Source organism: Rhodopseudomonas sp. NSM (assembly GCF_052445935.1).
In the GTDB taxonomy this organism is placed as follows: Bacteria; Pseudomonadota; Alphaproteobacteria; order Rhizobiales; family Xanthobacteraceae; genus Rhodopseudomonas.
Window position 1 is genome coordinate 203,508 of sequence record NZ_JBQTCH010000008.1, and the last position, 23,724, is coordinate 227,231.

The 23,724-nt window shown below is 63.5% G+C and carries 17 protein-coding genes and 1 tRNA gene; 8 read left to right on the forward strand and 10 right to left on the reverse strand.

All coding sequences use genetic code 11. The features are described 5' to 3' along the window. Positions 1-531: 531 nt before the first annotated feature. Both rfbA and rfbB read right to left on the reverse strand, forming a co-directional pair. Positions 532-1,404: a glucose-1-phosphate thymidylyltransferase RfbA gene (rfbA, locus tag ACTZWT_RS20085; protein ID WP_444771447.1), complete on the reverse strand. Its 873-nt coding sequence runs from the start codon at positions 1,402-1,404 to the stop codon at positions 532-534. Positions 1,405-1,507: 103 nt separating this feature from the next. Continuing rightward, a complete protein-coding gene (gene rfbB / locus ACTZWT_RS20090) occupies positions 1,508-2,560 on the reverse strand; it encodes a dTDP-glucose 4,6-dehydratase (protein ID WP_444771448.1) in 1,053 nt (350 codons plus the stop codon). A 238-nt stretch (positions 2,561-2,798) separates the two neighbouring features. Between rfbB and ACTZWT_RS20095 the strand changes: the two genes are divergently transcribed. From ACTZWT_RS20095 to ACTZWT_RS20110, 4 genes are all read left to right on the forward strand, one after another. Further along, positions 2,799-5,189, forward strand: a complete 2,391-nt coding sequence (locus ACTZWT_RS20095) for a polysaccharide biosynthesis tyrosine autokinase (RefSeq protein ID WP_444771449.1) — start codon at positions 2,799-2,801, stop codon at positions 5,187-5,189. A 249-nt stretch (positions 5,190-5,438) separates the two neighbouring features. Continuing rightward, positions 5,439-6,578 carry a polysaccharide biosynthesis/export family protein gene (locus tag ACTZWT_RS20100; protein WP_444771450.1) on the forward strand — a complete coding sequence of 380 codons (1,140 nt, stop codon included), beginning with the start codon at positions 5,439-5,441 and terminating at the stop codon, positions 6,576-6,578. Between the two features lie 474 nt (positions 6,579-7,052). After that, a complete protein-coding gene (locus ACTZWT_RS20105) occupies positions 7,053-9,047 on the forward strand; it encodes a hypothetical protein (protein WP_444771451.1) in 1,995 nt (664 codons plus the stop codon). 169 nt (positions 9,048-9,216) lie between these two features. Continuing rightward, complete coding sequence (locus ACTZWT_RS20110) at positions 9,217-10,674, forward strand: undecaprenyl-phosphate glucose phosphotransferase (protein WP_444771528.1); 1,458 nt, start codon at positions 9,217-9,219, stop codon at positions 10,672-10,674. A gap of 21 nt (positions 10,675-10,695) precedes the next feature. Here ACTZWT_RS20110 and ACTZWT_RS20115 read toward each other — a convergent pair whose 3' ends face one another. Beyond that, positions 10,696-10,881 (reverse strand): hypothetical protein, encoded by a 186-nt coding sequence (locus ACTZWT_RS20115; protein WP_444771452.1) that lies wholly within the window; start codon positions 10,879-10,881, stop codon positions 10,696-10,698. A gap of 149 nt (positions 10,882-11,030) precedes the next feature. After that, entirely contained in the window at positions 11,031-11,411 is a 381-nt protein-coding gene (locus ACTZWT_RS20120; RefSeq protein WP_444771453.1) for an H-NS histone family protein, read from the reverse strand. A 458-nt stretch (positions 11,412-11,869) separates the two neighbouring features. Here ACTZWT_RS20120 and ACTZWT_RS20125 point away from each other — a divergent pair, with 458 nt between their 5' ends. Then, on the forward strand, positions 11,870-12,262 hold the full coding sequence (locus ACTZWT_RS20125; protein ID WP_444771454.1) for an H-NS histone family protein: 393 nt from the start codon (positions 11,870-11,872) through the stop codon (positions 12,260-12,262). A 37-nt stretch (positions 12,263-12,299) separates the two neighbouring features. Here the strand turns inward: ACTZWT_RS20125 and ACTZWT_RS20130 are convergent, their stop codons facing one another. Both ACTZWT_RS20130 and ACTZWT_RS20135 read right to left on the reverse strand, forming a co-directional pair. Continuing rightward, positions 12,300-12,515, reverse strand: a complete 216-nt coding sequence (locus tag ACTZWT_RS20130; RefSeq protein WP_444771455.1) for a hypothetical protein — start codon at positions 12,513-12,515, stop codon at positions 12,300-12,302. A 740-nt stretch (positions 12,516-13,255) separates the two neighbouring features. Beyond that, a complete protein-coding gene (locus ACTZWT_RS20135; RefSeq protein WP_444771456.1) occupies positions 13,256-13,516 on the reverse strand; it encodes a hypothetical protein in 261 nt (86 codons plus the stop codon). 132 nt (positions 13,517-13,648) lie between these two features. Between ACTZWT_RS20135 and ACTZWT_RS20140 the strand changes: the two genes are divergently transcribed. Both ACTZWT_RS20140 and ACTZWT_RS20145 read left to right on the forward strand, forming a co-directional pair. Next, a complete protein-coding gene (locus ACTZWT_RS20140) occupies positions 13,649-14,785 on the forward strand; it encodes a PqqD family peptide modification chaperone (RefSeq protein WP_444771457.1) in 1,137 nt (378 codons plus the stop codon). Next, the gene (locus ACTZWT_RS20145) at positions 14,772-15,842 is read left to right on the forward strand and encodes a nucleotidyltransferase family protein (protein ID WP_444771458.1); all 1,071 of its coding nucleotides are present in this window, start codon (positions 14,772-14,774) and stop codon (positions 15,840-15,842) included. Before ACTZWT_RS20140 ends, ACTZWT_RS20145 begins: the two co-directional genes overlap by 14 nt. A 1,196-nt stretch (positions 15,843-17,038) precedes the next feature. On the opposite strand, the gene ACTZWT_RS20150 is transcribed toward ACTZWT_RS20145, so the two are convergent. The 4 genes from ACTZWT_RS20150 to ACTZWT_RS20165 all read right to left on the reverse strand — a co-directional run bounded on the left by ACTZWT_RS20150 (position 17,039) and on the right by ACTZWT_RS20165 (position 19,910). Further along, positions 17,039-17,719: a class I SAM-dependent methyltransferase gene (locus ACTZWT_RS20150; RefSeq protein ID WP_444771459.1), complete on the reverse strand. Its 681-nt coding sequence runs from the start codon at positions 17,717-17,719 to the stop codon at positions 17,039-17,041. A gap of 909 nt (positions 17,720-18,628) precedes the next feature. Continuing rightward, positions 18,629-18,705 (reverse strand) — tRNA-His (locus tag ACTZWT_RS20155). A 157-nt stretch (positions 18,706-18,862) separates the two neighbouring features. Beyond that, a complete protein-coding gene (locus ACTZWT_RS20160; protein WP_444771460.1) occupies positions 18,863-19,294 on the reverse strand; it encodes a phasin in 432 nt (143 codons plus the stop codon). Positions 19,295-19,526: 232 nt separating this feature from the next. Then, complete coding sequence (locus tag ACTZWT_RS20165) at positions 19,527-19,910, reverse strand: phasin (RefSeq protein ID WP_444771461.1); 384 nt, start codon at positions 19,908-19,910, stop codon at positions 19,527-19,529. Between the two features lie 350 nt (positions 19,911-20,260). Here ACTZWT_RS20165 and ACTZWT_RS20170 point away from each other — a divergent pair, with 350 nt between their 5' ends. Further along, positions 20,261-23,452: a PAS domain-containing protein gene (locus ACTZWT_RS20170; protein ID WP_444771462.1), complete on the forward strand. Its 3,192-nt coding sequence runs from the start codon at positions 20,261-20,263 to the stop codon at positions 23,450-23,452. Positions 23,453-23,724: the final 272 nt, after the last annotated feature.

Here is a 23,724-nt window from a genome sequence, read left to right on the forward strand (position 1 = left end):
CATGATGTCGGATCCGCTGCTCGGAGACCGCCCCGACGACTCGTCAGGGACGCTGCCGTTGCGCGCAGTCCGTCCGGCGCGCGCCGATGGTTCTCGGCACCCGGCCAAGTGTCGGTGTCCGCGGTTGCAGCTTTCCAAGCGGCCCGGCCCGGATCCGCGTCCGGAGGCGAATAGCGCGAGGCGGAAGCGGCGGCCCGTTCGGCCGGACCCGCCGATTTAATTTCAATACTCCCCGACGCGCGCTTCGGCGCGCCTCGCGGCGATGGGCGGACAGCCGTCACCGCCTCGTCGACCGCTTCCGCCGATCGGACAAGATCGCCATCACGCCTTGAAAAATATAGTAAATTCTCTCCGTGCCGGTCCGGAGGAGGATCTTGTGGCCGAATCATCGTTGCCCAATTCGACATGACCAAAAGCACCGCCAGCCACTGACAGAGACAATATCGATGGGGAAATAAATAATCGGGATTAGTCCGACGGTCAATTAAATTATTATAAAATTAAATCCCCGCTGAGGGGCGGCCGGCGCGGTCAGGCGGTCTGGGCCAGGTCGCGCAGATAGATCCCGTAACCGCTTTTCTCGAGTCCCCGGGCCAGTTCGAGCAGGCGCTCGCGCGGAATGAAACCCTGCCTGTAGGCGATCTCCTCGAGGCAGGCCACTTTCATGCCCTGCCGCGTTTCGAGCGTCTGGACGAAGCTGCCGGCCTCGATCAGCGACTGAAACGTGCCGGTGTCGAGCCATGCAAAGCCGCGCCCCATGCGTTCGACGTGGAGCGCGCCGGTGGCGAGGTAGCACATTTGCAGATCGGTGATTTCGAGCTCGCCACGCGCCGACGGCTTGACGTCGGCGGCATGGCGGACGACGTCGTTGTCGAAGAAGTAAAGGCCGGTGACCGCCCAGTTCGATTTCGGCGCCGCCGGCTTCTCTTCCACCGTCACCGGCCGATCGTTGGCGTCGAACGACACCACGCCATATCGCTCCGGATCGCGAACGTGATACGCGAACACCGTGGCGCCCTGCTCGCGCTGCGCCGCGCGCGCCAGTAGTTCGGGCAAGCCATGGCCGAAGAAGATGTTGTCGCCAAGAACGAGGGCGACCCTGTCGGATCCGATGAATTCGCGGCCGATGATGAATGCTTCCGCCAGTCCGGACGGCTTCGGCTGCTCCGCATAGCTGAGGCGGATGCCCCATTGGCTGCCGTCGCCGAGCAGCCGCTCGAACTGGGCTCGATCCGCAGGCGTGGTGATGACGAGGATGTCTCTGATCCCTGCGAGCATCAGCGTCGACAGCGGGTAATACACCATCGGCTTGTCGTAGATCGGCAGGAGCTGCTTGCTGACGCCGAGCGTCAGCGGATAGAGGCGCGTTCCGCTGCCGCCGGCCAGCACAATTCCCTTCAGCATAGTCCGCTCTCCGGTGAGATTTGGCCGGCTCGCCGGGCTTGCGCGCGGCCTTGCCGGCGAGACGGCCCGGCGTCGCCTGCGGACGCTCCGGGCTGCGATGCGATCATGCGCCGAGCAGCCCGAGCCGCTGACCACCATAGACGCCGGAGCGCAGCGAGGCCCACCAGGCGCCGTTTTCGACATACCATTCGACCGTGGCCCTCAATCCCTCCTCGAACGTCCTGCGCGGCTGCCAGCCCAGTTCGCGGCGCGCCTTGCTGGCGTCGATCGCGTAGCGCAGATCGTGACCGGGACGATCCTCGACGAATGTGATCAGCGACCGCGTCGGGGAATCAGGCGAGATCAGCTCGTCACAGAATTCGCTGATGCGATTGACGACATCGAGATTGCTGCGCTCGCAATTGCCGCCGAAATTGTAGCTCTCCCCGGGCCGGCCGTGGGTCAGCAGACGAATCAATCCCTCGGCATGATCCTCGACATAGAGCCAGTCGCGGACGTTGCATCCGGTGCCGTAGACCGGCAGCGGACGCCGTTCGATGGCGTTCAGGATCATCAGCGGAATCAGCTTTTCCGGAAACTGATACGGCCCATAATTGTTCGAGCAGTTCGAGACGATGACCGGCAGCCCGTAGGTCGTGTACCAGGCATGGGCGAGGTGATCGGACGCGGCTTTGCTCGCCGAATAAGGCGAACTCGGCCGATAGGGCGTTTCCTCGACGAACAGCCCGGTCGCCCCCAGCGATCCGTAGACCTCATCGGTCGAGACATGGACGAAGCGGAAATTCGCGCGGCGCGGGCCCTGCAGGCCCGAGACATACTCCCGCGCCGCCTCCAGCAGCGTGTAGGTCCCGACCACGTTGGTATTGATGAATTCCGACGGGCCGGCGATCGACCGATCGACATGGCTCTCGGCAGCCAGATGGATAATGGCCTCCGGCTGGTGGGCCGCCAGCGCCCGGTCGAGACCCTGGCGATCGCAGATGTCGAGACGACGGAAACTGTAACGAGGGCTTTCGGCGACCGCATCGAGCGACCTCGGGTTCGACGCGTAGGTGAGCTTGTCGACATTCATCACGTCCGCGCCGTGCTGGAGCACGAGCTGACGACACACCGCCGATCCGATAAATCCGGCGCCGCCGGTCACCAACACACGCATTATAATGCCTCATATTCAATCCGGGCGGGCGCCCACCTGGCGGCCTGGACGCTCGGCAAGTCCAAATCCGGTCGAAGCGACAAACCGGTCGACAGATCAGATGGTTGCGACGGATGGAAATTAACCAAAATCGCCAGAACAGACCCGAATTGAATTATAAATATTTAATTTTTGCAACCGCTTTCTTTATTGATAATAATAGTATTAAATCTCGGGACGAGCGGCGACCGGATGTTTTGTGGCCGGTGTGCATGCGGGTGAACGGCTTTCTCCCCGACTCAACCGACGACTTGGTGGGTTTCCAATGCTTCAAAGCAATATCCTGCAAACGGGAAGGATGGTCCCGCTGTTTGACGGCCCGCAGGGCGAAGAAGGCGCCGGCGGCGGGATCGGGCAGCTCGTCGAATTCGCCATCGGATTCCTCCGGCGCCAGTACGCGGTCATCATCTTCTCGACCATCCTGACGGTCGTCGGTGCCGGGATCTACCTGAAGACGGCGACCCCGACCTTCACCGGCCAAGTCAAGATCCTGTTCAGCAATCAGAAAACGGCATTCGTCCAGCAACAATCGCTGGTCGCCGAGGCCGCCATCGACTCCGTCCAGATCGAGACCCAGCTCCAGGTTCTGAAGTCCAAGGCCGTCGCCACGGCGGTCATCCAGAAGCTGAAGCTTTATGACGACAGAGACTTCAAGTCGTCGGACCGTCTCCGCGCCTTCTTCCGCCGGGTGAGGGCCTGGCTGTCGATGGCGCCGCTTGAGCCTGTCGCCGACGAGACCGCCACGGCCGACCAGCTCGCCCTCGCATTCGCCGACCGGCTCACCGCCAACCGTGTCGGGATGAGCAATGTGATCGAGGTGAGCTACAATGCCAGCACGGCCGACCGGGCGGCTGAGATCGCCAATGCCGTCGCGAACGAGTACATCCTCGATCAGTTGAACGCGAAATTCGAGGCGAACAAGAACGCCACGGCCTGGCTGCAGGACCGGCTGCGCGAGCTCGGTCAACAGGCGCTGACCGCCGAGCGCGCGGTCAATGCCTTCAAGTCGGAGAACAATCTCGTCGTCAGCGACGGCAAGCTGATCGACGACCAGCAGATCGCCGAACTCAACAGCCGGCTGGTCGCGGCACGCGCGCTGACCTCGGACAGCCTCGCTCGCCTGAACCGGTTCGAAGAAGTCATTCATGCCGTCACGCCGGACAGCCTGAGCCTCGGCGGCATCGATTCGCCCGGCTCCGAGGTGCTGCTCAATCCGATCATCAACACGTTGCGCCAGCAGTATCTCGACCATGCCCGACGGGAATCCGACTGGTCGTCCCGGTTCGGCAAGAGCCATCTCGCCGTCATCAATCTGCGCAACCGCATGCGCGACATCCGCACCTCGATCGTGGAGGAAGTCCGCCGCCTCTCCGAGACCAGCCGGAGCGACTACGAGATCGCCAAGCAGAAACAGCAGCAGATCGAGAACCAGCTCGCTTCGGCCGTGTCGCGGTCGCGCACCAGTAACTCGGCGGAACTGACGATGCGGGAGCTCGAAACCAGCGCCAAGAGCTATCGCAGCCTGTATGAGAGCTTCCTGCAGCGCTACATGGGGTCGGTTCAGCAGGAATCTTTCCCCAGCGCGGGCGCGCGTATCATCGCCTCGGCCTCGCCGCCGCCGAGCAAGAGCAAGCCCAAATCGTCGCTCATCATCGCGTTCGGGTTCGCCGCCGGTCTGGGACTGGGCGTCGGGCTCGGCTTGCTGCGGGATGTGATGGACCGGGTTTTCCGGACCTCGGCTCAGCTCGAAGCGGCGCTGCGGTTGCCCTGCCTGTCGCTGGTGCCTCTGCTCAGGGACGTCGACCCGCCGGCACCGGCGAGCCCGCCGCCGCCCGGGAACGAGGTCCGGACCATATCGCGGCGATCCATCGGCTATTGGGCGGCGACGGCGATGCCACTGTCCCGATTCGCCGAGTCGATCCGGGCCATCAAGCTGGCCATCGACCTGAACCAGAGCCCCGCCGCTCACAAGATCGTCGGGATCACGTCGTCGTTGCCGAATGAAGGAAAAACCACCATCGCGGCGTCGCTGGCCCAGCTCATCGCCCATGCCGGCAAGCGCGTCATCGTGGTGGATTGCGATCTGCGTAACCCGTCCCTGTCGATGAGTCTCGCACCTGCAGCAACGGCCGGCCTGATCGAGATCATCGCCGGGGCCAAGCAGCTCAACGAGGTGACGTGGCATGACAAAAGCACAGGGCTCACACTGCTGCCGATCGCGAAGAAGGGGCCGCTGTTCCACACCAGCGAGATCCTGTCGGCGGAGCCGACCCGCGCGCTGTTCGACAAGCTCCGGGCGAGCTACGACTATGTGATCGTCGACCTTCCGCCGCTGGCACCGATCGTCGACGTCCGGGCGACGACGTCCCTGGTCGATTGTTTCGTCCTGGTGGTGGAGTGGGGGCGGACGAAGATCGACGTCGTCCAGCACGCCTTGCACACCGCGCCCAATGTCGGTGAAGCGATCCTCGGCGCGGTGCTCAACAAGATCGATATGAACGTCATGAAGCGTTATGATAGCCCGCACAGCGATTATTATGATACCGAGCACTACGGAAGGTACGGCTACGTCGATCAGGACGGGAAGTGACCACGCCGCGCCTGTTCCCCCCGATGTGATTATGTGGCGGCAGCGCAACATTAGGAAACTCAATTTAAAAGAGCACAATATCCAGCTGGTTTGAATCGACGAGGGATGCGACTCTGTGCCCCTGCGTGGTTAGTTTTGTTGGGGGCTCTCCTGAGCAGTTTTCGTCACGGTCTTGCGATGCTTTGGATCGCAGCTCTTTCATTGGCTGGCGCAGGCTGTTCGATCATGCCGGCCAGCGGACCGCAGAGCATGGACATCCGGACCGGCAAGAATGCCGAACCGGACAGCCTTCCTTATGCGGTCGTGCGCCTGACCCCCGACGTCGTTCAGGTGCTTGGTCGGCACGCGCCGCGGCTGTCCACCGCCTTCGCCAACCGTGCGCCGCCAAAGGCGTTCCGCTTCGGCATCGGCGACATCGTCAGCGTGACTATTTTCGAGGCGGCAGCCGGCGGCCTGTTCATCCCCGCCGAGGCGGGCGTGCGGCCCGGCAACTTTGTCGTCATCCCGAACCAGGCCGTCGACGACCGCGGCAACATCACCGTTCCCTATGCCGGACCGATCGGGGTGATCGGACGTACCCCGGCCGAAGTGCAGCGCGCCATCGTTGAAGCGCTCAAGAATCGCGCCATCGAACCCCAGGTCGTGGTGTCCGTGGTCGAGCAGCGAACCTCGCTGATCAGCGTGCTGGGCGATGTAAGGGCGTCAGGCCGCTTCCCGGCCAGCCCGTCCGGAGAGCGTATCGTCGACGTCATCGCCCGCGCGGGCGGCCCCGCTTCTCAGGGCTACGACATGTGGGTCACCCTGGAGCGCCAGGGTCACCGGGCGAGCGTCCCTTTCGGCGCTCTTGTCTATGAGCCCGCCAACAACATCTACGTGCTGCCGGCCGACGTCATCTATCTGTATAATCAGGCCCAGACCTTCGTCGCCTTCGGCGCCGCGGGAAATCAGGGCCAGTACAAGTTCGACGCATGGCGGATTTCGCTCGCCGAAGCGGTGGGCAAGGTCGGCGGCCTGGCCGACGATCAGGCCGATCCGGGCGCCGTCTTCCTCTACAGGGGGGAAACCAGGGAAGTCGCGCGCCAGCTCGGCGTCGACGTCACCCGGTTCGAGGGTCCCATCGTGCCGGTGGTGTATTCGGTCAACCTGCGCGATCCCGGAGGGTATTTCCTGACGCAGTCCTTCGAGATGCGCAATAAGGACGTGATCTTCATCTCGAACGCAGGTGCCGTCGAGACCACCAAGTTCCTGGTCTTCCTGCGCACCATCATGGCCACGGCGAACGACCCGATCCTGTACGCGATCAATGGCTACGCGCTGAAGGCCGCGATCAGCGGCGGTACAAATACGATCATCACAACGCCGACGCCGATCACCACCGCCCCCCGCTAGGGCCCATCCGGTTCTGACAATGTCAGAACCGGAGCGTCAGATTGACGATTTGGCGCGTTTCCTCCGCGCGCCCCCTACTGCACATCGCTTGGGGACACTCTGGCCGACGGTCCGGCCGGCGGGGCTGAGGCTGTCGAGCTTCGGCTCGAAGGGGATGGGACGGGCCTGCTCACGACCGCGGCTTTGAACCCAAACCAAAGGCGTGAGCGAGGCCGTTGGTGGCGGCGCCGAGCGGACCGACCCCGTCTCGGCGGCCGCTCCAACCAAGCCCGGCAGCGGCCTGCAACGTCTCCGTCTCCATGTCGGGCCGAGCGGCCGGCCTCCAGACCACCGCGGTCGTTGTTGCGGTTGCGCCGCCGAACGCATCTTCTGCCCGCATTGCGCAAATCTATTATATCGGATTATATTTATTTAATTATTTATTCGTGGCGAGCGGGTCCGCCGCCGATCTCATTTGATGTCCAGGGAGCAGCTATGAGCGCAAACGTTGCGTTTCTGATGTATTGCGGCTTGATCATCTCCGTTCCGGCGCTCCTCATCGCCCAGGGCGCGGCTGCCGGCGGGATCGTTGCGCTGTTCGCGGCGGCCACCCTGGCGATTGCCGCTGCGACGTCTCCATCCTGGGATCAATCCAGGCTGCCGCGCCTCGCACATCCGGTCATCCTCGTCGGGTTGGCAGGGGCCTTTCTGGTGATGCTTGTCCAGATCGCGCCGATGTCGGGTGGCCCGCTGATCAACCCGATCTGGAGCAGCGCCGCCGCGGCCATCGGAGAAGCACCGACCGGCTCGGTCACGATCGATACCGGGGTGACCTTCCTCGCCATCTGCCGCCTGACGTCGATGGTCGTCATCGCCCTGCTCGCGGTCGTTCTTGCGCAGCATCGCCGCGACGCCGAACGACTGCTCCTCGTCCTGACCGGAATTGCGACGGTGGTCTCGCTGCAACGACTCGCGAGTTACCTCCCTGTTCCGGACTCCGCCCGTTTCCTGCCGTCGGCAGCGCAGGGTGCCGCCGAGACGATCAGCGTCTTCGGCGTTGTGCTGACCGCAGCGACGGTCATCCGGGAATACGAACGCGCGCGGCCGAGCCGATCGCGTCCCCGTCAGCCGGCAGCCTCTTCGCCCGCCGCGTTCGCCGTTGCGGTCGCTGCATTGCTCGTCAATTTCGCCGCAGTCATCTCCAACGGAGATCCGACCACGCTGTTCGCCGCCGTGTTTGGTGCCAGCGTCGTGCTTGCCGTGCTGATTATTCGCAAGGCCCATCTCAGTTCCTGGGGCCGGGCCGGGACCGCCGCGGTGTTTGCGCTCGCCCTCGCAACCTTCATTGCATTCATGCCCGGCCGCGCCGAAAGCGATTTCATCACGCGTATGACCGACGACGCCAGGCTGCTGGGCGCAGGTGCCGGGACGCTCTCGGCGCTTGCGCCGATCTACGGCGAGGGGGCGACCGCGCCGGCCGCTTCGGCTGCCGCGACGCTGACCATCGAAATGGGGCGGCCGTTTCTGTGGCTGACCGTCCTGACCGCCGCTTCATGGGCGTTGCTTCTGCTGAAGGGCGCGCTGCAGCGCGGGCGGGACTATGTCTACGCGGCTGCGGGCGCGGGCTGCATTGCGGCATTGCTGCTCTCGGCGCTATCGAGCGAAGGCGGCCTCTCGCTCGCAGCTTCCGTCATTCTGAGCGCCACGCTCGGGCTGGGCCTGTCACACAGCAAGCGTGAGACGCCCCCGGCTTCCGCGGCTTCCGCCCCGCTGCAATCGCCGGCGGAGCCCCCCGACCCCCGATCGTTCGCGCGGTGGCCGCATGTCGTCGTCGGCGTCGCCGGGCTGCTGCTGGCGGGACAGGGCGCCTGGATTCTCCTGCCGGAGATTTCTCGCCCGCCCGCGATCGGTTTCCCCAGCGATCAGCGGCATGCGACCGTCCCGCGGCAGCATCAGGACATGGCGTTGAGGTCGGCGTCCCTGGCGGCCGTGCGAGGCGACCTCTGGGCTGACGCCGCGTTCACCCATGCGGGCATGCTGTGGACCGACCCGGCGCTCGAGCTCGAAGCGGGCGACGGGCGAAACGCCGGCGTTGCGACGAGCCTGCTCAAGGCCCTGCACTACGCTCCGCATCGCGGCGATGCGTGGCTGATGCTGGCCTCGTCCTGCGAACGGCTGAAGCTGCCGGCCTGCAATGTCGGGGCGCTGCTGAAGATGTCTTACTACACGGCTCCCGATCATGCCGCGCTGCTGCCGTTGCGGCTGTCGCAGGTGCTGCGCTTGGCGGCACTCTCCGGCGACGACGAACTCGCCGACATGGCCCGCCGCGATATCCGCTTCGTGCTGACGCGGTCCACCGAGCTTCGCCCCGCGTTGAGCGCGGCCTATCGATGGGCCTCTCCCGCAGGCAGGCGCCTTGTCGAACAGACCGTCACTCCGCTCGACCCCGCCTACCTGAAAAATCTCCGCGCCGGCTCGCCTCGAGCATGATCGAGCAAGGTCCGGCATCCAAACGCGCGGGTGGTCGGGCCCTCGCCGACCTCCAAACCCTGGGGAATAATTTAATCCGACGGACAATTATTTAATAAACCACTTGCAAATTAACTGCCTCCATATAATTATAATTAACAGTTAATTTTTAATATAATTGGTGGCGACCATGCACACCCTGAGGAGACGGCTCGAGTTCGAGGCCGCGTCCATTTCGGGTCTGGCCAACGGCCCGGCCCGGGACAAGAAGTGGCCAGTTCAATATGATTCGGTCGAGTTGCTGGCGTTGCTGGCGGATATCGCCACAATCTTCGTCGCGAGCCTCGTCGCGGCATTTGCCCACATGCTCCTGCTCGGCACGTCGCAGGAAATTGCGCGGCTGGCCGGCGTGGCGCTGCCGACCTCGGTGGTATTCGCCGCGGTGGCAAAATCCTGCAACATGTACATGCCCAAGGCCCTGCTCGAGCTCCGCAATCAGGTTCGCGCCGTCTGCGCCATCTGGCTCGGCGTCTTCGGCCTGCTCGTGGCGACCACCTTCACCCTGCAGATGAAGGACGAGATCCCGCTGCAGTTCGCGCTGATCTTCGGAGCCGTTGGATTGATGACCCTGATCGCCCAGCGCGTTCTGCTTCGCAATGCGCTGCGCAAGGGGCTCGCCGAGCGTCGCTTTTCCGGCCGCAAGATCGTCCTGATCACGGACGAAGCCGGCCGCGACCTCGTCAACACGCTCAGCGAACTCGGCTACTTCATCGAAAAACACTTCACCTTGCCGGTCTCCCGCTCGTCGCAACGGCGGCAGGAAGAACTGATCGGCAGGATCATCGACCACACCCGCGAGACCGAGGTCCGCGAGATCTTCTTCGGCGTGAGCCCCGATCACTGGTCTCGGATGAAGCGCGCCGTTGCGGCCCTTCGGGTGCTGCCGCTGCGCGTCCGGCTGGTGCCGACCGGAGCAAGCTCGGACCTCTTCCACCGGCCCTCCGTGGAGCTCGGCAGCGCGCGCTGCGTCGAACTGCAGCGCGGACCGCTGTCGCCGGTGGAACTGTTCGCGAAACGTGCCCTGGATATCTGCCTGTCGGCCACCGTGCTGGCGGTTCTGTCACCCTTGCTGCTGATCGTGACCGTGGCCATCAAGCTGGATTCACGCGGCCCGGTCCTGTTCAAGCAGCAACGTTGCGGATTTAACGGGCGCCGCTTCACGATCTACAAATTCCGGTCGATGTCGGTGCTGGAAGACGGGCCCAACGTCGTCCAGGCGAAAGCCGACGACGCGCGGCTGACGCGGCTCGGCAGGTGGCTGCGCCGGACGAGCATCGATGAGATTCCGCAACTTCTCAATGTGCTCGAGGGCAGCATGTCGGTGGTCGGGCCCCGGCCCCATGCCATCGCCCACGACAATGAATTCGACAAGGCGGTCCGCAACTACGCCTATCGCCGGCGGGTGAAGCCCGGCCTGACCGGCCTCGCCCAGATCAAGGGGTATCGCGGACCAACGCCAACGCCGGCCTCGATCGAACGACGCGTCAAACAGGATCTGCGCTACATCGACAACTGGAGTCTCGGCCTGGATCTGATGATCCTGGCCCAGACACCGCTCGAGCTGATCCGCGGGCGCAACGCGTTTTGAGCCGAGCGCATGGTCTGCGCCTCAAGTCTCCCGATCGGAGCGATCCGCAAGCGCCAGGGCGATGTGCTCGAGCAGCAGATCCGACTCGTCTTTGGGGACTGCCGATCCAGGTTGGCCCTGGTCGGCCTCGGCGTCGGTGGCGCCGGGACGACGATGCAGGGCGGCGGTCAATTCCATTCGAAGCCGATGCCAATCGAGATCAGCCATCTGCACTCTCCGGGTGAACAACCAGACGGAGAGTTTAAACCGGTTCGGCCGACATCCGACGCGAAACTCGGCCGATGGTTAACTGGAGAAACGAGATTGGGAAGAATCAGATTCGGAAGAATGAGCTACCGATCGAGTGGCCGAACCGATCAGGCGCGCTGGCGGCGCCCTTTGGCATTCGCATCGTCACGAATACGAAAATCGTCGATCTTGCGCCCCGACTTGATCGCCGCGACCAGCCATCTCGGCTGCTTGCCGCGGCCGGACCAGGTCTCGGACGGCGTCGCCGGGTTGCGATATTTGGGGAACACCCGGGGATATTTCCGTCGGACTTTGTCATGCCCATCAAAGGGTTGATCCGAATCGCTACCTTCGATCGCAGTCCGCCCCCGGTTCAAAACCGCCAGGCGCTTTTCCAGTTCCTGCTTCTCCGACGTGATCCGAGCCGACAAGATCCTGCTGATCTTCTCGTGAAGCGACCAAAGATCGTCCACCGACATGGATTCGAGATCAAGCTTCTTGGTCGACATCCGTTCGCCCTAACTTAAGTCCGTCGCAACACGTCGCATTCCAGCAACACTTGTTCCGGAAATAAGGCTATTTGCCGAGTCGAACAAGGCTAAACTCAAAATAATCCACGGATGCGACATCTAATCCAATTTAAGCCAACCCATTGAAACCCCTTCATTTCCTGGAAAGTCCGGATTCGGCCCACCCCGAACGGAATGGCCCGCTTGCCGGAGACCGAAGCGTCTGGCCCTTCGGCCGGATCGCCGCGACGATTCCGCATCGGGCGGGACCTCGATTTAAATAGCCATTTATTCTGCGTCCGGAAGGCGGGCGCTTTAATAGAATAAACTAGTTTATATTAAAATCAGATGCTATTATAATATCGAGATTAACGACCGGCATCCAGGGCTCGACGCGCCATGGATCCGCGCCTCGTGGATTCAAACTGATTGTTTCGGGCAAGGGACGCTGAGAGTAGATGCGCAAGCCAGAGCTACCAGATTTGGAGGCCATGCAGTTCGACGAACTCTGGACCATTCATGAAGAGCTCACCAAGATCTTGTCCGATCGGATTCTCGGAGAGAAGCGGGAACTCGAGAAACGGCTTGCGAAACTGAACCAGACCGAGACCTCCGAGCCCGAAGGACGTGACAGCTTCCGCAAGCGTCCCTCGCGCCGAAAATATCCCAAAGTGGTCCCGAAATACTTCAATCCCTCTGAGCCGAACGAGACATGGTCGGGGCGGGGGAAGAAGCCCCGCTGGCTGGCCCTCGCTCTGCAGGAGGGCCATGTCCTGGAAGAATTCAAGATCAAGAAAGCCGATGACGACGGCGATCAGAAGCCGATTGACGATACCGAACCGTCGTCGTGACCCACAGCATTGCCGCGACAGGCTATCGTAGCGTCCTTCAACGCTGCTCGACGCCAACCGCTTCCGACGACAGCTGCCTCAGCGTTCGATCGATCTCTCCGACCCGGCTGATCAGTTCATCACAGATGTCGATCCGCGCCCTGACGGCGGGGCTGTCGTGCGGCTGAGCAACGAGGTTCAGGCCTGCCCGGGCGTTCCTCAAGCAGACGATCGAAATGGCGATTCGATCCGCGGGCGTGTCACTGGTCGACATTATCGGCGCTCTCCGTTCCAGCTTTGGTCGATCGGCTTTCTATTTGGCTTGCCAACCGGCCAAGAGGTTCAACGCCGCCGACCATACTTCGCAAAGAAAACGAAGCTCTGACGAATGTGTGAATGAAGGGAGGACATCGCGCGCTCGCGCACAGGAATCGCCTGCGAGACAGCGGTTCTTCGGTCCGGTTTGGATGAATTGATACGTCGCCCGCGCGCAGGATCGCACACCTCCGACGACGATGCCCTACCACGACGAAGTGGCGGCAGCTCTCGTCATGACGGCCCACCCCCGATATCGTGGTCGATCGGGTCAGCATTGGCGCGCGGCCATGAGCCGCCGTCCGCGGCCGGATCTCGCATCAGTTGAAAACGCGGATCGATTCCCGTTCGCCGCAAACTGATCGCTCGGGTTGATTAACCAGTCTCATCGGCCGACCCCATCAATCCGCCGCACGGACTCGACCGGTCGAGGCCACGAGGCCCGCGACCGACAGGATTCCGACATGTGAGAGACCCTTGCTGAACGTTTCGGGAGCGAACGGCGTCCCGCAAGATCAGCCGGTTCGGGATCCGCCCCTGTACGCTGCGACAATGAGGACGAGCTCCGCGTGGATTGCTCCACGGCACTGGCCTATCGCGGGACGCCTGTCGCGTCCGATGCCCCCGAATGTCCCGGCGATCCCACCGAAGCGCCGGAGAGACAGCGTCACCGACGCCGCTGCGACATCGTCAACGACCTCAGAAGAATTTGCTGAGGATCCGTTCCAGCCATTCGAGCAGATCGCGGTCCCGGCCGCCTCGCGGCGGGCCGCCCCGCGGGGGGCCCCCCCGCCCGCCGCCAGACCCGGCGACGGCCTCCGAATTCAGCGACGTCGACAACAGGACCGTCAAGACCGGCGGAGTGACCACAGCGAACTTCCCGCATGCGGCCAGAAACTTCCGCCGATCCTCGTCCAACGGGTCCTGACCTTCCACCTTGTGATCGTTCTCGGCTGACATGTGCGAATTCCACATTTAATATATAATGGATTATTGCGATTTAATTTAAATCTCGCTAACACTCAATGTCAAGTGAAACAGTCGAATGATGGTCGTCCTGTGGAAGCCTCCGCACCCCACCGATCGCCCGCGATGCACGCGCCCCCCACCGGCTCCTCGCCGGACCTCGCCGTGCTTCGCCCGGCCGCCGGCACGTCGTTCGCGCTGATCGATCAGTTGCCCGTCCTGTTCAGCGAGGACGACCAGCAACTGCTCGAGCTGAACGACGTCGCGGCCTTCATCTGGTGCAGTCTGCAGGATGCCGTGCCGCTCGACGCGATTTCCGGCCAACTGGCCGAGCGCGGACTAACTCCCGCCGCAGCACGGGAGAGCCTGCGCGATGCGCTCAACCAATGGCTCAGCGCCGGACTCATCGTCCCGTGCATCGACGCCGCAGATTTTGTCTTCACCGCACCGGTCGGTCGAACGTCGATTGAAATCCGCACATCGGATGTGCAGATCATGAATCACCTCCGGTCACTTTTCGTCGCAACGACGTCCCGGGCCGCTAGCGTCGACGCGCGTTTTACGGTTCACCGGGTCGGCGACACATCCATCGTGATGCGGGATGGCCGCAAGGTTCTGGGTTGCGCGATCAACGAACTGGCGCCGACGTTCAAGGCCTATGTCATCGAGCATCTGCTGCTCGCCGGCGATGGGCGCGACGTGATCTTCCACGCGGCCGCCGTTACGTCGGGCGACCGTGGACTGCTGATCAGCGCGCCGCCGGGCACGGGCAAGAGCACCCTGACGATGCACCTGCTGAAAGCCGGCTTCGGCTATGCGACCGACGACATCGTGTTCATCGGCACCGACGGTTGGATCCGCGGGGCGCCGTTTACGCCGACGCTGAAATCGAACTCGTGGCCGCTGATCGATGATGTCCGGCTCGGCGCGGGCGGCGTTCCGATCCATGATCGGCTCGACGGTCACGCGGTCCGATATCTCGACGTCGAAGCCCATATCCACGAAGGAGCGATCCCGGTCGACTGGATCGTGTTCCTCGAACGCGGATCCGACCGGACGCCTCCGGCGTTGACCGAACTGAACGAACTCGACACCCTCAAACGAATCATCGCGGCGTCGTTCGCAACCCAAGGCAAGTTGACGGGTGACGGCTTCCGAATCCTGAAAAGGCTGGTCTCGCATACCCGCGCGTTCGTGTTGCAGTATGCAGAAGCCACGGACGCAACCGGCAAGCTGATCGAGTTGCGCGATGGCGAGCTTTAGCCGCGCCCTGCTGCCGCTGTGCGACTGCCTCAAGGGCGAGGTGCCGCAGCGGGCGGACTGGAAGGCCATTATCGGCCTCGCCAACCACACCTTGACGACGCCGTCGCTGATCGGATTCGTCACTGCGCAACGCGGCGCGATTCCCGACGAGGTTGCCGACTATGTCCACGCGCTGCACGAGCGCAACGCGATCCGGAACGATCGTCTGAGCGCCCAGCTCGAAGAGGCCGTCGTCGCGCTCAACGGCGCCGGAATTACGCCGCTCCTCGTCAAGGGAGCCGCAATGCTGGCGACCAGCCCGCCGTCCGGTCGCGCGCGCAGACTGATGTCCGATCTCGACATCGTCGTACGGCCCGACGAGATCGACGCCGCCATGAAGGCGTTGGCGTCGATCGGCTACAATGTCGACTACGAGGCGGACGGGCAGCAGAAGAAATGGTGCGCTGACCTGAAACGCCCCGCCGACGTCGGCATGATCGATTTGCACCGCGAGTTTCCGGGCCATTCCTTCCTCGACCAGACCACCGCCGACCTCCGGTCTCACCTGCGGGCCGGCCAGCTGGGCGCGGCCAATGTCCTGGTCCCCTCGCCGGAGCTCCAGGCGCTGATCTTCGTGATGCACGATCAGTTTCAGGACCATGATTACTGGACGGGCAGCATCGACCTGCGACATCTGCTGGATCTGCGCGCACTGATCACCGCGCCGGGAGGCGTCCAATGGGACGGCCTGATGACGATGGTGTCGGGCAGCCTGGCGCGGAATGCTGTCGAGACCCAACTCTTGCTTCTCACCATGCTATTCGATCTGCCTTGGCCAGATCACTATCCGAAGCGGCTGGTCCCGAGAGTTCAGGTCTGGCGCCAATTGCTGCAGGCCCGGATCCCGCAGATCCGCTATTTTCTCCTGCCGATCGGACTGCTCGACTACCGAAGCCATCGTCGCGCGCCCGCGGCACAGCAGCCGTCCGGCGACCGCAAGGGCCGGTGGCTTCCCCGACTTGGGACCCTGCGCTTTTTAATGTCGCTGTCTCATGGATATCGCGCTGGAAAGATCTGAACTCGGGAAATCGGTGCACGAATCGGTTAGACGAGCGGGACTTTGCGGGTGCAGAATAGCGCTATTAAGAATTATCCGATTTTTTAATTTGTCTCTCCTTCCGGATCGAGTAATGACCTGCATTCGATCGTTAGTTTGTCTCAGAGTCTTTGAAGCTCAGAACCAATTGATTGGCGGGCAGAGTAAATCGGTGGCAACCGTGAAACCATTTGCGCGTATTAGTGATGCGGCCCAGCGTTTGGCTGAGGTTTCCGCCTCCATGCAGACTCTCATGAGAGACCTTTACGAACTACGGGAAACGGTCGCTCAGGCAGAGGACATGTTCTGCCGATCGAGACGACGAAGGCCGGCGGCGAGGGCTCCGGCGTCGCGCCGCGCACGCCGTCGATAGCTGTCATCGCGTGAATCACCTGCACGACGCTTTGTCGCGCGCCTCGTCATGCTTGCGGCGCATTGCAACAGAATCCCGCACCGACGAACGCGGCTGCCGGCCCGCCGGGAGCGCGCCGCAGATTAACGATTATTATGCGCCGGAGATTTAATCTTCGTGCAGATAGCGGGAGGTGCGGGGTCGGGGCTTTCAGCCGGAGGCTATATCGAAATCGGCCGTGCGAGATTTTCGTCACACGGTTCGCCGCGATCGGCGCACGGATCATAGCAGGCCAAACGATGATTTAGCGCGGATCAATCCGCATGCCTCGGTCCGCGATGGATCCAGGGTGATGCGGCGTTGGATCAGGCTGACGCCGGAGACCTCGCCGCCCGGGCCTTGGAATGGGAAATGCGCCGTCTCGCATTCGGGAGGCATTCTACAACACGTGGCCGAGCCGCGGCCCGTGGAGAAGGCGATACCCGCTGCTCCACAGATCGGCTCGCAATGATCTCGCGCAGCAAAATTAACTCTCGCACCTCCGTCGCCAGCCCTTCAAAGACGTCGACCATCGTAGCAAGCTGCTCCAGCGAAGCACTCATTGCACCCTCTTCTGGACAACGGCCGTCCCGCTAAATAGGTCGAAACAGGACATGTTCAGGTTCAACCGATTGTCCTATTGCCCTCTTAAATAATGCGGAGTGGTGAATGCGCGGGCGCCGCTTGGCAGGCTCTGAGGCGCCCTAACGGTCTCATCCCCAATTCACCGCCTGGGCGGCGTTCATTCAATGCAGGCCGCCGGCTGCTTTTCAAGACATCCGCTCGCCTAGGTTGTAAGGGCGAGAAGATCTCCAACGTCGGCCGCCGCGCCAACGAGGAGCGTGGCCACGGCTGTCTTCGTCTTCTTGAAGACCGTGCAAAGCCATGAATTGAGACCCTGGGTGGTCTGGGCTTCGTCGACGACCTCGAACGCTCGCTTGGCCTCCCGCAACACCGCTCGTGAGCGCCGCGACGCGGTGTAGGTCGAGACGATGATGCAGCCGCCCGGCTTCAGCGACTGCGCATAGCGCTCGAGCGAGCGTATCGGGTCACGCAAATAGTACAGCGACTCGTTGAAGACGACGACGTCGAAACGGCCTTCCGGCTCGTGAACGTTGCCGTCCGCCTGGGCGAATATAGTACGATCGTCCTGATGAGGAGCGAGCTTCTCGATCGCCACGTCGGAAATGTCGATTCCCACATAGCGCTGATAGCCGAGCGCTCTGAAGCGCCTGAACAGCACCCCGTCGCCGCAGCCGACATCGAGGTACTCACCGTCGCGCCGGAATGCATCCATGTAGCCGATGATCGCCCAGTAACGGCTGTTTTCGTGCAATTGCCCAATGTAGTTCCAGCGCCCATCGCCATATTCGGCGTCCCAGGTCGATTTTTCTTTCGGACTGTCACCGAATCCCTGCGCTGTCTCCCATGCACCGACTGCGCGCGCGAGTGCGCCGCCGAATGGCATCCGGGCAAGCCCGAATGCGTAATATGCAGCGCGTAGACGCCTCCACGCGTGATATTGAAGAGTGGAAAGCATTCTCCAATATTGCCACTGTCTCGCGCGAGGTCGCAAGCCCGCCCGGAATTTTCGTAAGCGACAGCATGACGCAGCAGCGCGTCCGACCGGTTGAGCTGATAGCAGCGATGATCGTGTAGCAGCTTTCGCCGGCCGCCCGACAGCTCCCCCGCGATCATGATCATGATCAGTAGAATGATGCACTCATGGCCATGAGCGCCGCCTATCCGGCGAAAATAGTTACCCAGGCCCTTGGCTCTCTCCCTCCACCGGCCTTCGCTCGGCGGATTAAATGCTTGCGCGGTAATCTAAATAATTAGGGTTTAAATCGGGTTCGCTTTGACGGCTCCGGGGATTTTGTATTCGATAATTTGCATATTTCTGGAGATGTCGGAACCGCGTCCCATGGTCTCACGAGCCCGAGAGTGCAGGCGGCGCCTCAAGCTGTTGATCGAGAATCGAGCGAGAATATTGCTCGAACTCGCGCAGCTTCAGGAAATGCGCCGCGCGGTGGCTAGAGCGGAGGCTCGGACCCGAATGCGACGCCGGCCCGCTTTGAAGTCCTCGCCGAGAAGACGCTAAGTCTCGTCGCGCTCGCAGTTCGGATGCCCGCTGAACGGATCACATCGCAGAACTTCCTGAACTGCAGCGACAGGCTGCAAACCCTGCCGCATATATCGGTGTCGCTCGGCATCGGGATCACTCCACAGCGGCGAGGATGCGTTCCTGCAAGAGGGCCTGAGGCGACGAGGGCGGGACTTCGCGTGGAGAAAGACTTCGCGTGGAAACCAGTCGGCAGTCGAGCGCAGGTAGCGCTCATCGCCTGCAGTGAGGCTGGCAGCAAGTGCCTGATGTTGCTGGTACAGTTGGGTGGGCTCGAACCACCGACCTCCTGTTCCACAGACAGGCGCTCTAACCAACTGAGCTACAACTGCATCCGGCGCAGCCGGGGCCGCGAACGGGCGGAAACTAGGTGCAACGCCGCGCTTTGGCAAGGCCGCGAACGGCCCTCCGACGAATGTCGTGGGTCGGCGTCGACAAAAAAGCCCGGGACGATGCCCGGGCTTTCGAAATCGAACGAGTGGCGCAGGATCAGCCGGCGGGGGTGAACATCTTCGAGGCGCTGGCCTTGATCGGCTCGACGGTCTCGGACGCGACCTTATGGCTCAGCTCGGTCAGTTCCTTGGTCTGGGTGGTCAGCACCTCGACCTGCTTCTTGGCGTGCGAGGTCCACATTTCCATGATTTCCGGCAGGGTCTTGGCGCCGAACAGGCTGTGCGCGAAATCGAAATTGGCGCTGGTGTTGGTCTTTACAAAGTCGAACACCTTGGTGGAGTAGTCGGTCGCGCCCTTGCTGGCCGAGGAGAACACCGCCTCGATCGCGCCGTTGTTGGTTTCGGCGACGTCGCGCAACTTGCTGTAGCTTTCGCGAGCCTGCGATACACCCTTCTCGGCGAAGGCGCGCATCTGCTCCGGAAGCTGAAACGGCATGACGGTGGAGAACGGATCGTTCGAATCGGCCATGGGGACATCCTTCGGTGGTGGGGAAATCGAAGTGACCCGCGCGAAAGACCTGATCAAAAAATGGGCCGAACGCCGAGTCTGGGGAAGGACAACCCGCGCTGGTCATCCTTTCGTGCCTATAATAACTCACATTTTGTGCATTGCAACATAGATTTGCATTGCACTGCCAAGATCCTCGCCAATCCGCGACCGAATTGGGGCTGACGATCAGAAATCCGAGGGATGGGGGGACCTAGCTCTTCGGCCTGGACGCATCCTGCGCGGCCTTGGTTACGACCTGGCCCAGTTCGGCCGCCTGCTCCGCCAGCGCCTTCATCTGCCCCTGGACATATTCGCTGTGCAGCCGCAGCACGTCGCCGAGGTCCTTGGCATGGACCAGTTGCTGGGCATAATCGAGCGCCGCCGAGACGTTGCGTTCGGCGAAGCTGACGGCCTTGGTGGTGATCTCCCGGGCGTTGGCACGGACGGTGGCGCCGCGGTCTTCGATGGTGGTGGCGGTCTGCTGGGCGTTGGCGAGCATTTGCTCGAACGCCTTGCGTGCCTGGTCGAAGCCGGCCTCGGCTACGGAGCGCATTTCCTTCGGAATTTCGAAACGGTCACGTCCATCCTGATCCATGATCCACTCCTGTCGCGCCCGGGGCCTCGACGGCCCCACCCGATTCGACCGCCGATCCGGTCAGGAGCCACCTTAATGCTCTCTCGCATCGCTGGTGTGACCGACCGATGGCAGCCTGGCGCATCGTGACCGAACGAACATTTTTTGCAACCTTACAACGCGAACGCCGCCGACAAGGTTTCTTCCAGGTGGCCGAATTAAGGTTATCCGCGCTTAGGTTGGGATAGCGCTCCGGCAATCATGGACCTGGGGTCGACCGAAAGCGATAATGAATTGTTAAGGTTCTTTGCCGGCCGCGCCTCTCGAAGGCGAGCGGCCCGGAACCGGACGGGAACGCCGCGCGGGCATCGATGACGAGGTCGAATTTTCAATTGCGAGGGGTCGACGATCCGCGGCTTGCGGTTCACGCCACCGGCGCGCTGCCAGTCTGGCTGTGGTCGGTCGACGGCACCCTCTTGCTGTGGGCCAACCCGGTCGGCACCCGGCTATTCGGCGCCGACAACGGCAGGGCTCTCGGCGCGCGAATCTTCGGCCCGGCGGATCCGCATCGCCGGCTGGTTGCGCAACTGGCCGGCAAACTGCCGCCGAACGGCGCCACGCGGCTGGAGCGGCTGCGCGGCTTCGGCGCGCGGCTCGGCGCGCTGGTGACCTGCGCCTGCACGCGACTGGAATTCGCCGACGGCAGTTCCGGCGTGCTGATCGCCGCCGTCGAACCGATCGGCCGGCCGATGCCGCTGGTCGACCGGCTGCGCTCCCTCGTCGAAGGCAGCGACACGCCGATCGCGGCGTTCGGCCGGGACGGTCTGTTCGTCGGCTCGAGCGCGGCGGCGCGCACCCTGCTCGGCTTCCGCAACCTGACCGAAGCCGGCCTCGATCAGGCCCGCGCCGATGCGCTGCAGAACGGCCGCTCCGAAACGCCGATCGGGATCGGCCGGATGGTGCTGCAACGCGTCGGCAGCGGCAGCGATATCGGACTGGTGGCACTGCTCGAGCCGAACGAGCCGGACGTCCCGACTGCCGAGTCCGCGCCCGTCGCGTCCGATATCCCGATCGATGCGCCGAGCGAGACGGCGCCGCCGGAATCGAACGTCCCGGACTACGAGGCGATCGACACCATCAGCGAGGCCCCGGCCGAATTCACCCTGCTCGACGAAACGATGGCGAAGCCGCAAGCCGATGGCGCGCCGGCGCAGCCGCAGGACGACGTGGCAACGCCCTTGCCGTTGCCGCCGCGTCAACATCCGCTGCGATTCGTCTGGCAGCTCGACGGAGACAGCCGCTTCGCGGTGAATTCGGACGCGTTCATCGGTCTGATCGGGCCGCGCACGGCCGCGCATCTCGGTCGGCCATGGGCCGAGATCCGCGCAGCGCTCGCGCTCGATCCCGACGACCGCTTCGCGCAGGCGATTACGTCGCGCCGCACCTGGAGCGGCGTCACGCTGCAATGGCCGGCCGACGGCGCCAGCTTTCGTCTGCCGGTGGAAATGTCCGGCCTGCCTGTGCAGGACCGCGACGGCAACTTCATTCTCTATCGCGGCTTCGGCGTCTGCCGCGATCTCGACGGCCTCGATCGGCTCGCGGCCCTGCGCCAGCGCGACGATGCGGGCGAACATCCGCCGCGGTCGCTGTCGGCGGATTCGACGCCGCGCGACGCAACGCTCACCCCGGATGCTGATCGAGCGCCCGGGACCGACACGCCTGACCAACAACAACAATCGGATATCATCGTGGAAACCCCGAGAAACGTTCTTCCGTTCCGGCCCGTCCAGGACGCCCGTTCGCCGGCGCTGACGCCGGTCGAGAACAGCGCCTTCAACGAACTGGCGCGGCAGTTGGCGGAACGGCTGGAGAGCGAAGCCGCAGGCGCCGCCGAGCGGCTGTTCGCGCAGGCCGCCAACGACGAGAAGCCGGACGCGCCGGCCGACGACACGCCCCTCGCCGAAACGGCGTCGATCGACGCGGACGCCTCGACCGACGAACCCGCTGTGCCGTCCGAACCCGAAGCCCCGAAGGCAGACTGGCTCGCGCCGCTCGCGACGCCGGCCAAGGGCGACAGCGCGCGCGACCGCATGCTGCTCGATCTGATGCCGGTCGGCGTGCTGATCTATCGGCTCGACCGCCTGCTCTATGCCAACGCCGCATTCCTGCAGCGGATGGGCCATGCCAGCCTCGCGGCGCTCGAAGAAGAAGGCGGCCTCGATGCGCTGTATGTCGAGGAAGGAGCCGGCGGTTCGAGCGGCACGTCGGAAACCGGCGCGCCGATCACCGTCGCGACGCCTTATTCCGCGCCGACCGCAGCCCGGCTGCACACTATCGAATGGGACGGCGATCAGGCGCTGGCGCTGATCTTCTCCGGCACCGCAGACCAGGCCAGCAGCGTCGTCGCCGCGGCATCGATCGCGCCCGAGGCGCATGCGCCGTCGGATGTCGGCCACGCCAATGCGGAAGAACTCGGCGCGATCCTCGACACCACCGCCGAAGGCATTCTGATGTTCGACGGAGCCGGCCGCATCAGCGCCTGCAATCGCAGCGCCGAGGCGCTGTTCGGCTATGACGGCGACGATCTGGTCCGGCTCAACATCGCCGAGCTGTTCGCCCCCGAGAGCAACGATGCGGTGCGCGCCTATTTCGACAGCGTGAAGAGCGGCAGCGCCGAGAGCCTGCTCGATCACGGCCTCGAGGCGCTCGGCCGCGTCCGCGAAGGCGGGCTGTTTCCGTTGACGATGACGATCGGCCGCACACAGCCCGAAGGACCGAATTACTTCGCGGTGTTCCGCGATCTGTCGCAGGCGCGCCGGATCGAGGTCGAACTCGACCAGGTGCGCAAGCTCGCCGATCGCGCGGCCGGCGCCAAAGCCGACGTGCTGGCGCGGCTCAGCCACGAGATCCGCACGCCGCTGAACGCCATCATCGGCTTCGCCGAAGTGATGATCGAGGAGCGCTTCGGCGCGCTCGGCAACGAACGCTACGCCGACTACCTGAAGGACATCCGCGCCTCGGGCGAACGCGTGATCGGCATCGTCGGCGACCTGCTCGATCTGTCGCGGATCGAGACCGGCAAGCTCGACCTCGCCTTCACCAGCCAGAACCTCAACGAACTGGTCGAGCAATGCGTCGCGGTGATGCAGCCGCGCGCCAATCGCGAGCGCATCATCATCCGCAGCTCGCTGGCGCACGCGCTGCCGAGCGTCACAGCCGACGCGCAGGCGCTGCGGCAGATCGTGCTGAACCTGATCGGCACCTCGATCCATCTCGCCAATGCCGGCGGCCAGGTGATCGTCTCGACCGCGCTGAGCGATTTCGGCGAAGTGGTGTTGCGCGTGCGCGACACCGGCCATCGCCTCAACGACGACGAAATCGCCGCAGCGCTGCAGCCGTTCAGCACCCCGGCGCCGAGCGACCGCTCGGAAGCCTCCGGGGTCAGCCTGTCGCTGACCAAGGCGCTGGTCGAAGCCAACCGCGCCCAGTTCCACATCAAGAGCGCGCCGCAATCCGGCACGCTGATCGAAGTCGTATTTTCCCACGCGACCGCGCAGGCGTGAGCGTCACGCGGGAAGCGAAATAACACGTAGCACGGCCGTGCGCGGGCACGCCGATGCGTTGCCCGCAAATCCGATTGCGTGAGCGGCCGGTTCCGGGGGCCTCCGCACCGGCATCAAGCCGAGGGAGGCGGAGCGCCGAAAGGCGCGACTTTGTCGTAGTGGCCGCAGCATGTGGTCCGGATCGCCGGACCGCAGAGGCCGCGGAAACGCCTTTCGACGCTCCACCGTAGCGATTTTTGGCCTCAGGCCGTTCTTCCGGGTGCGCGGATCTG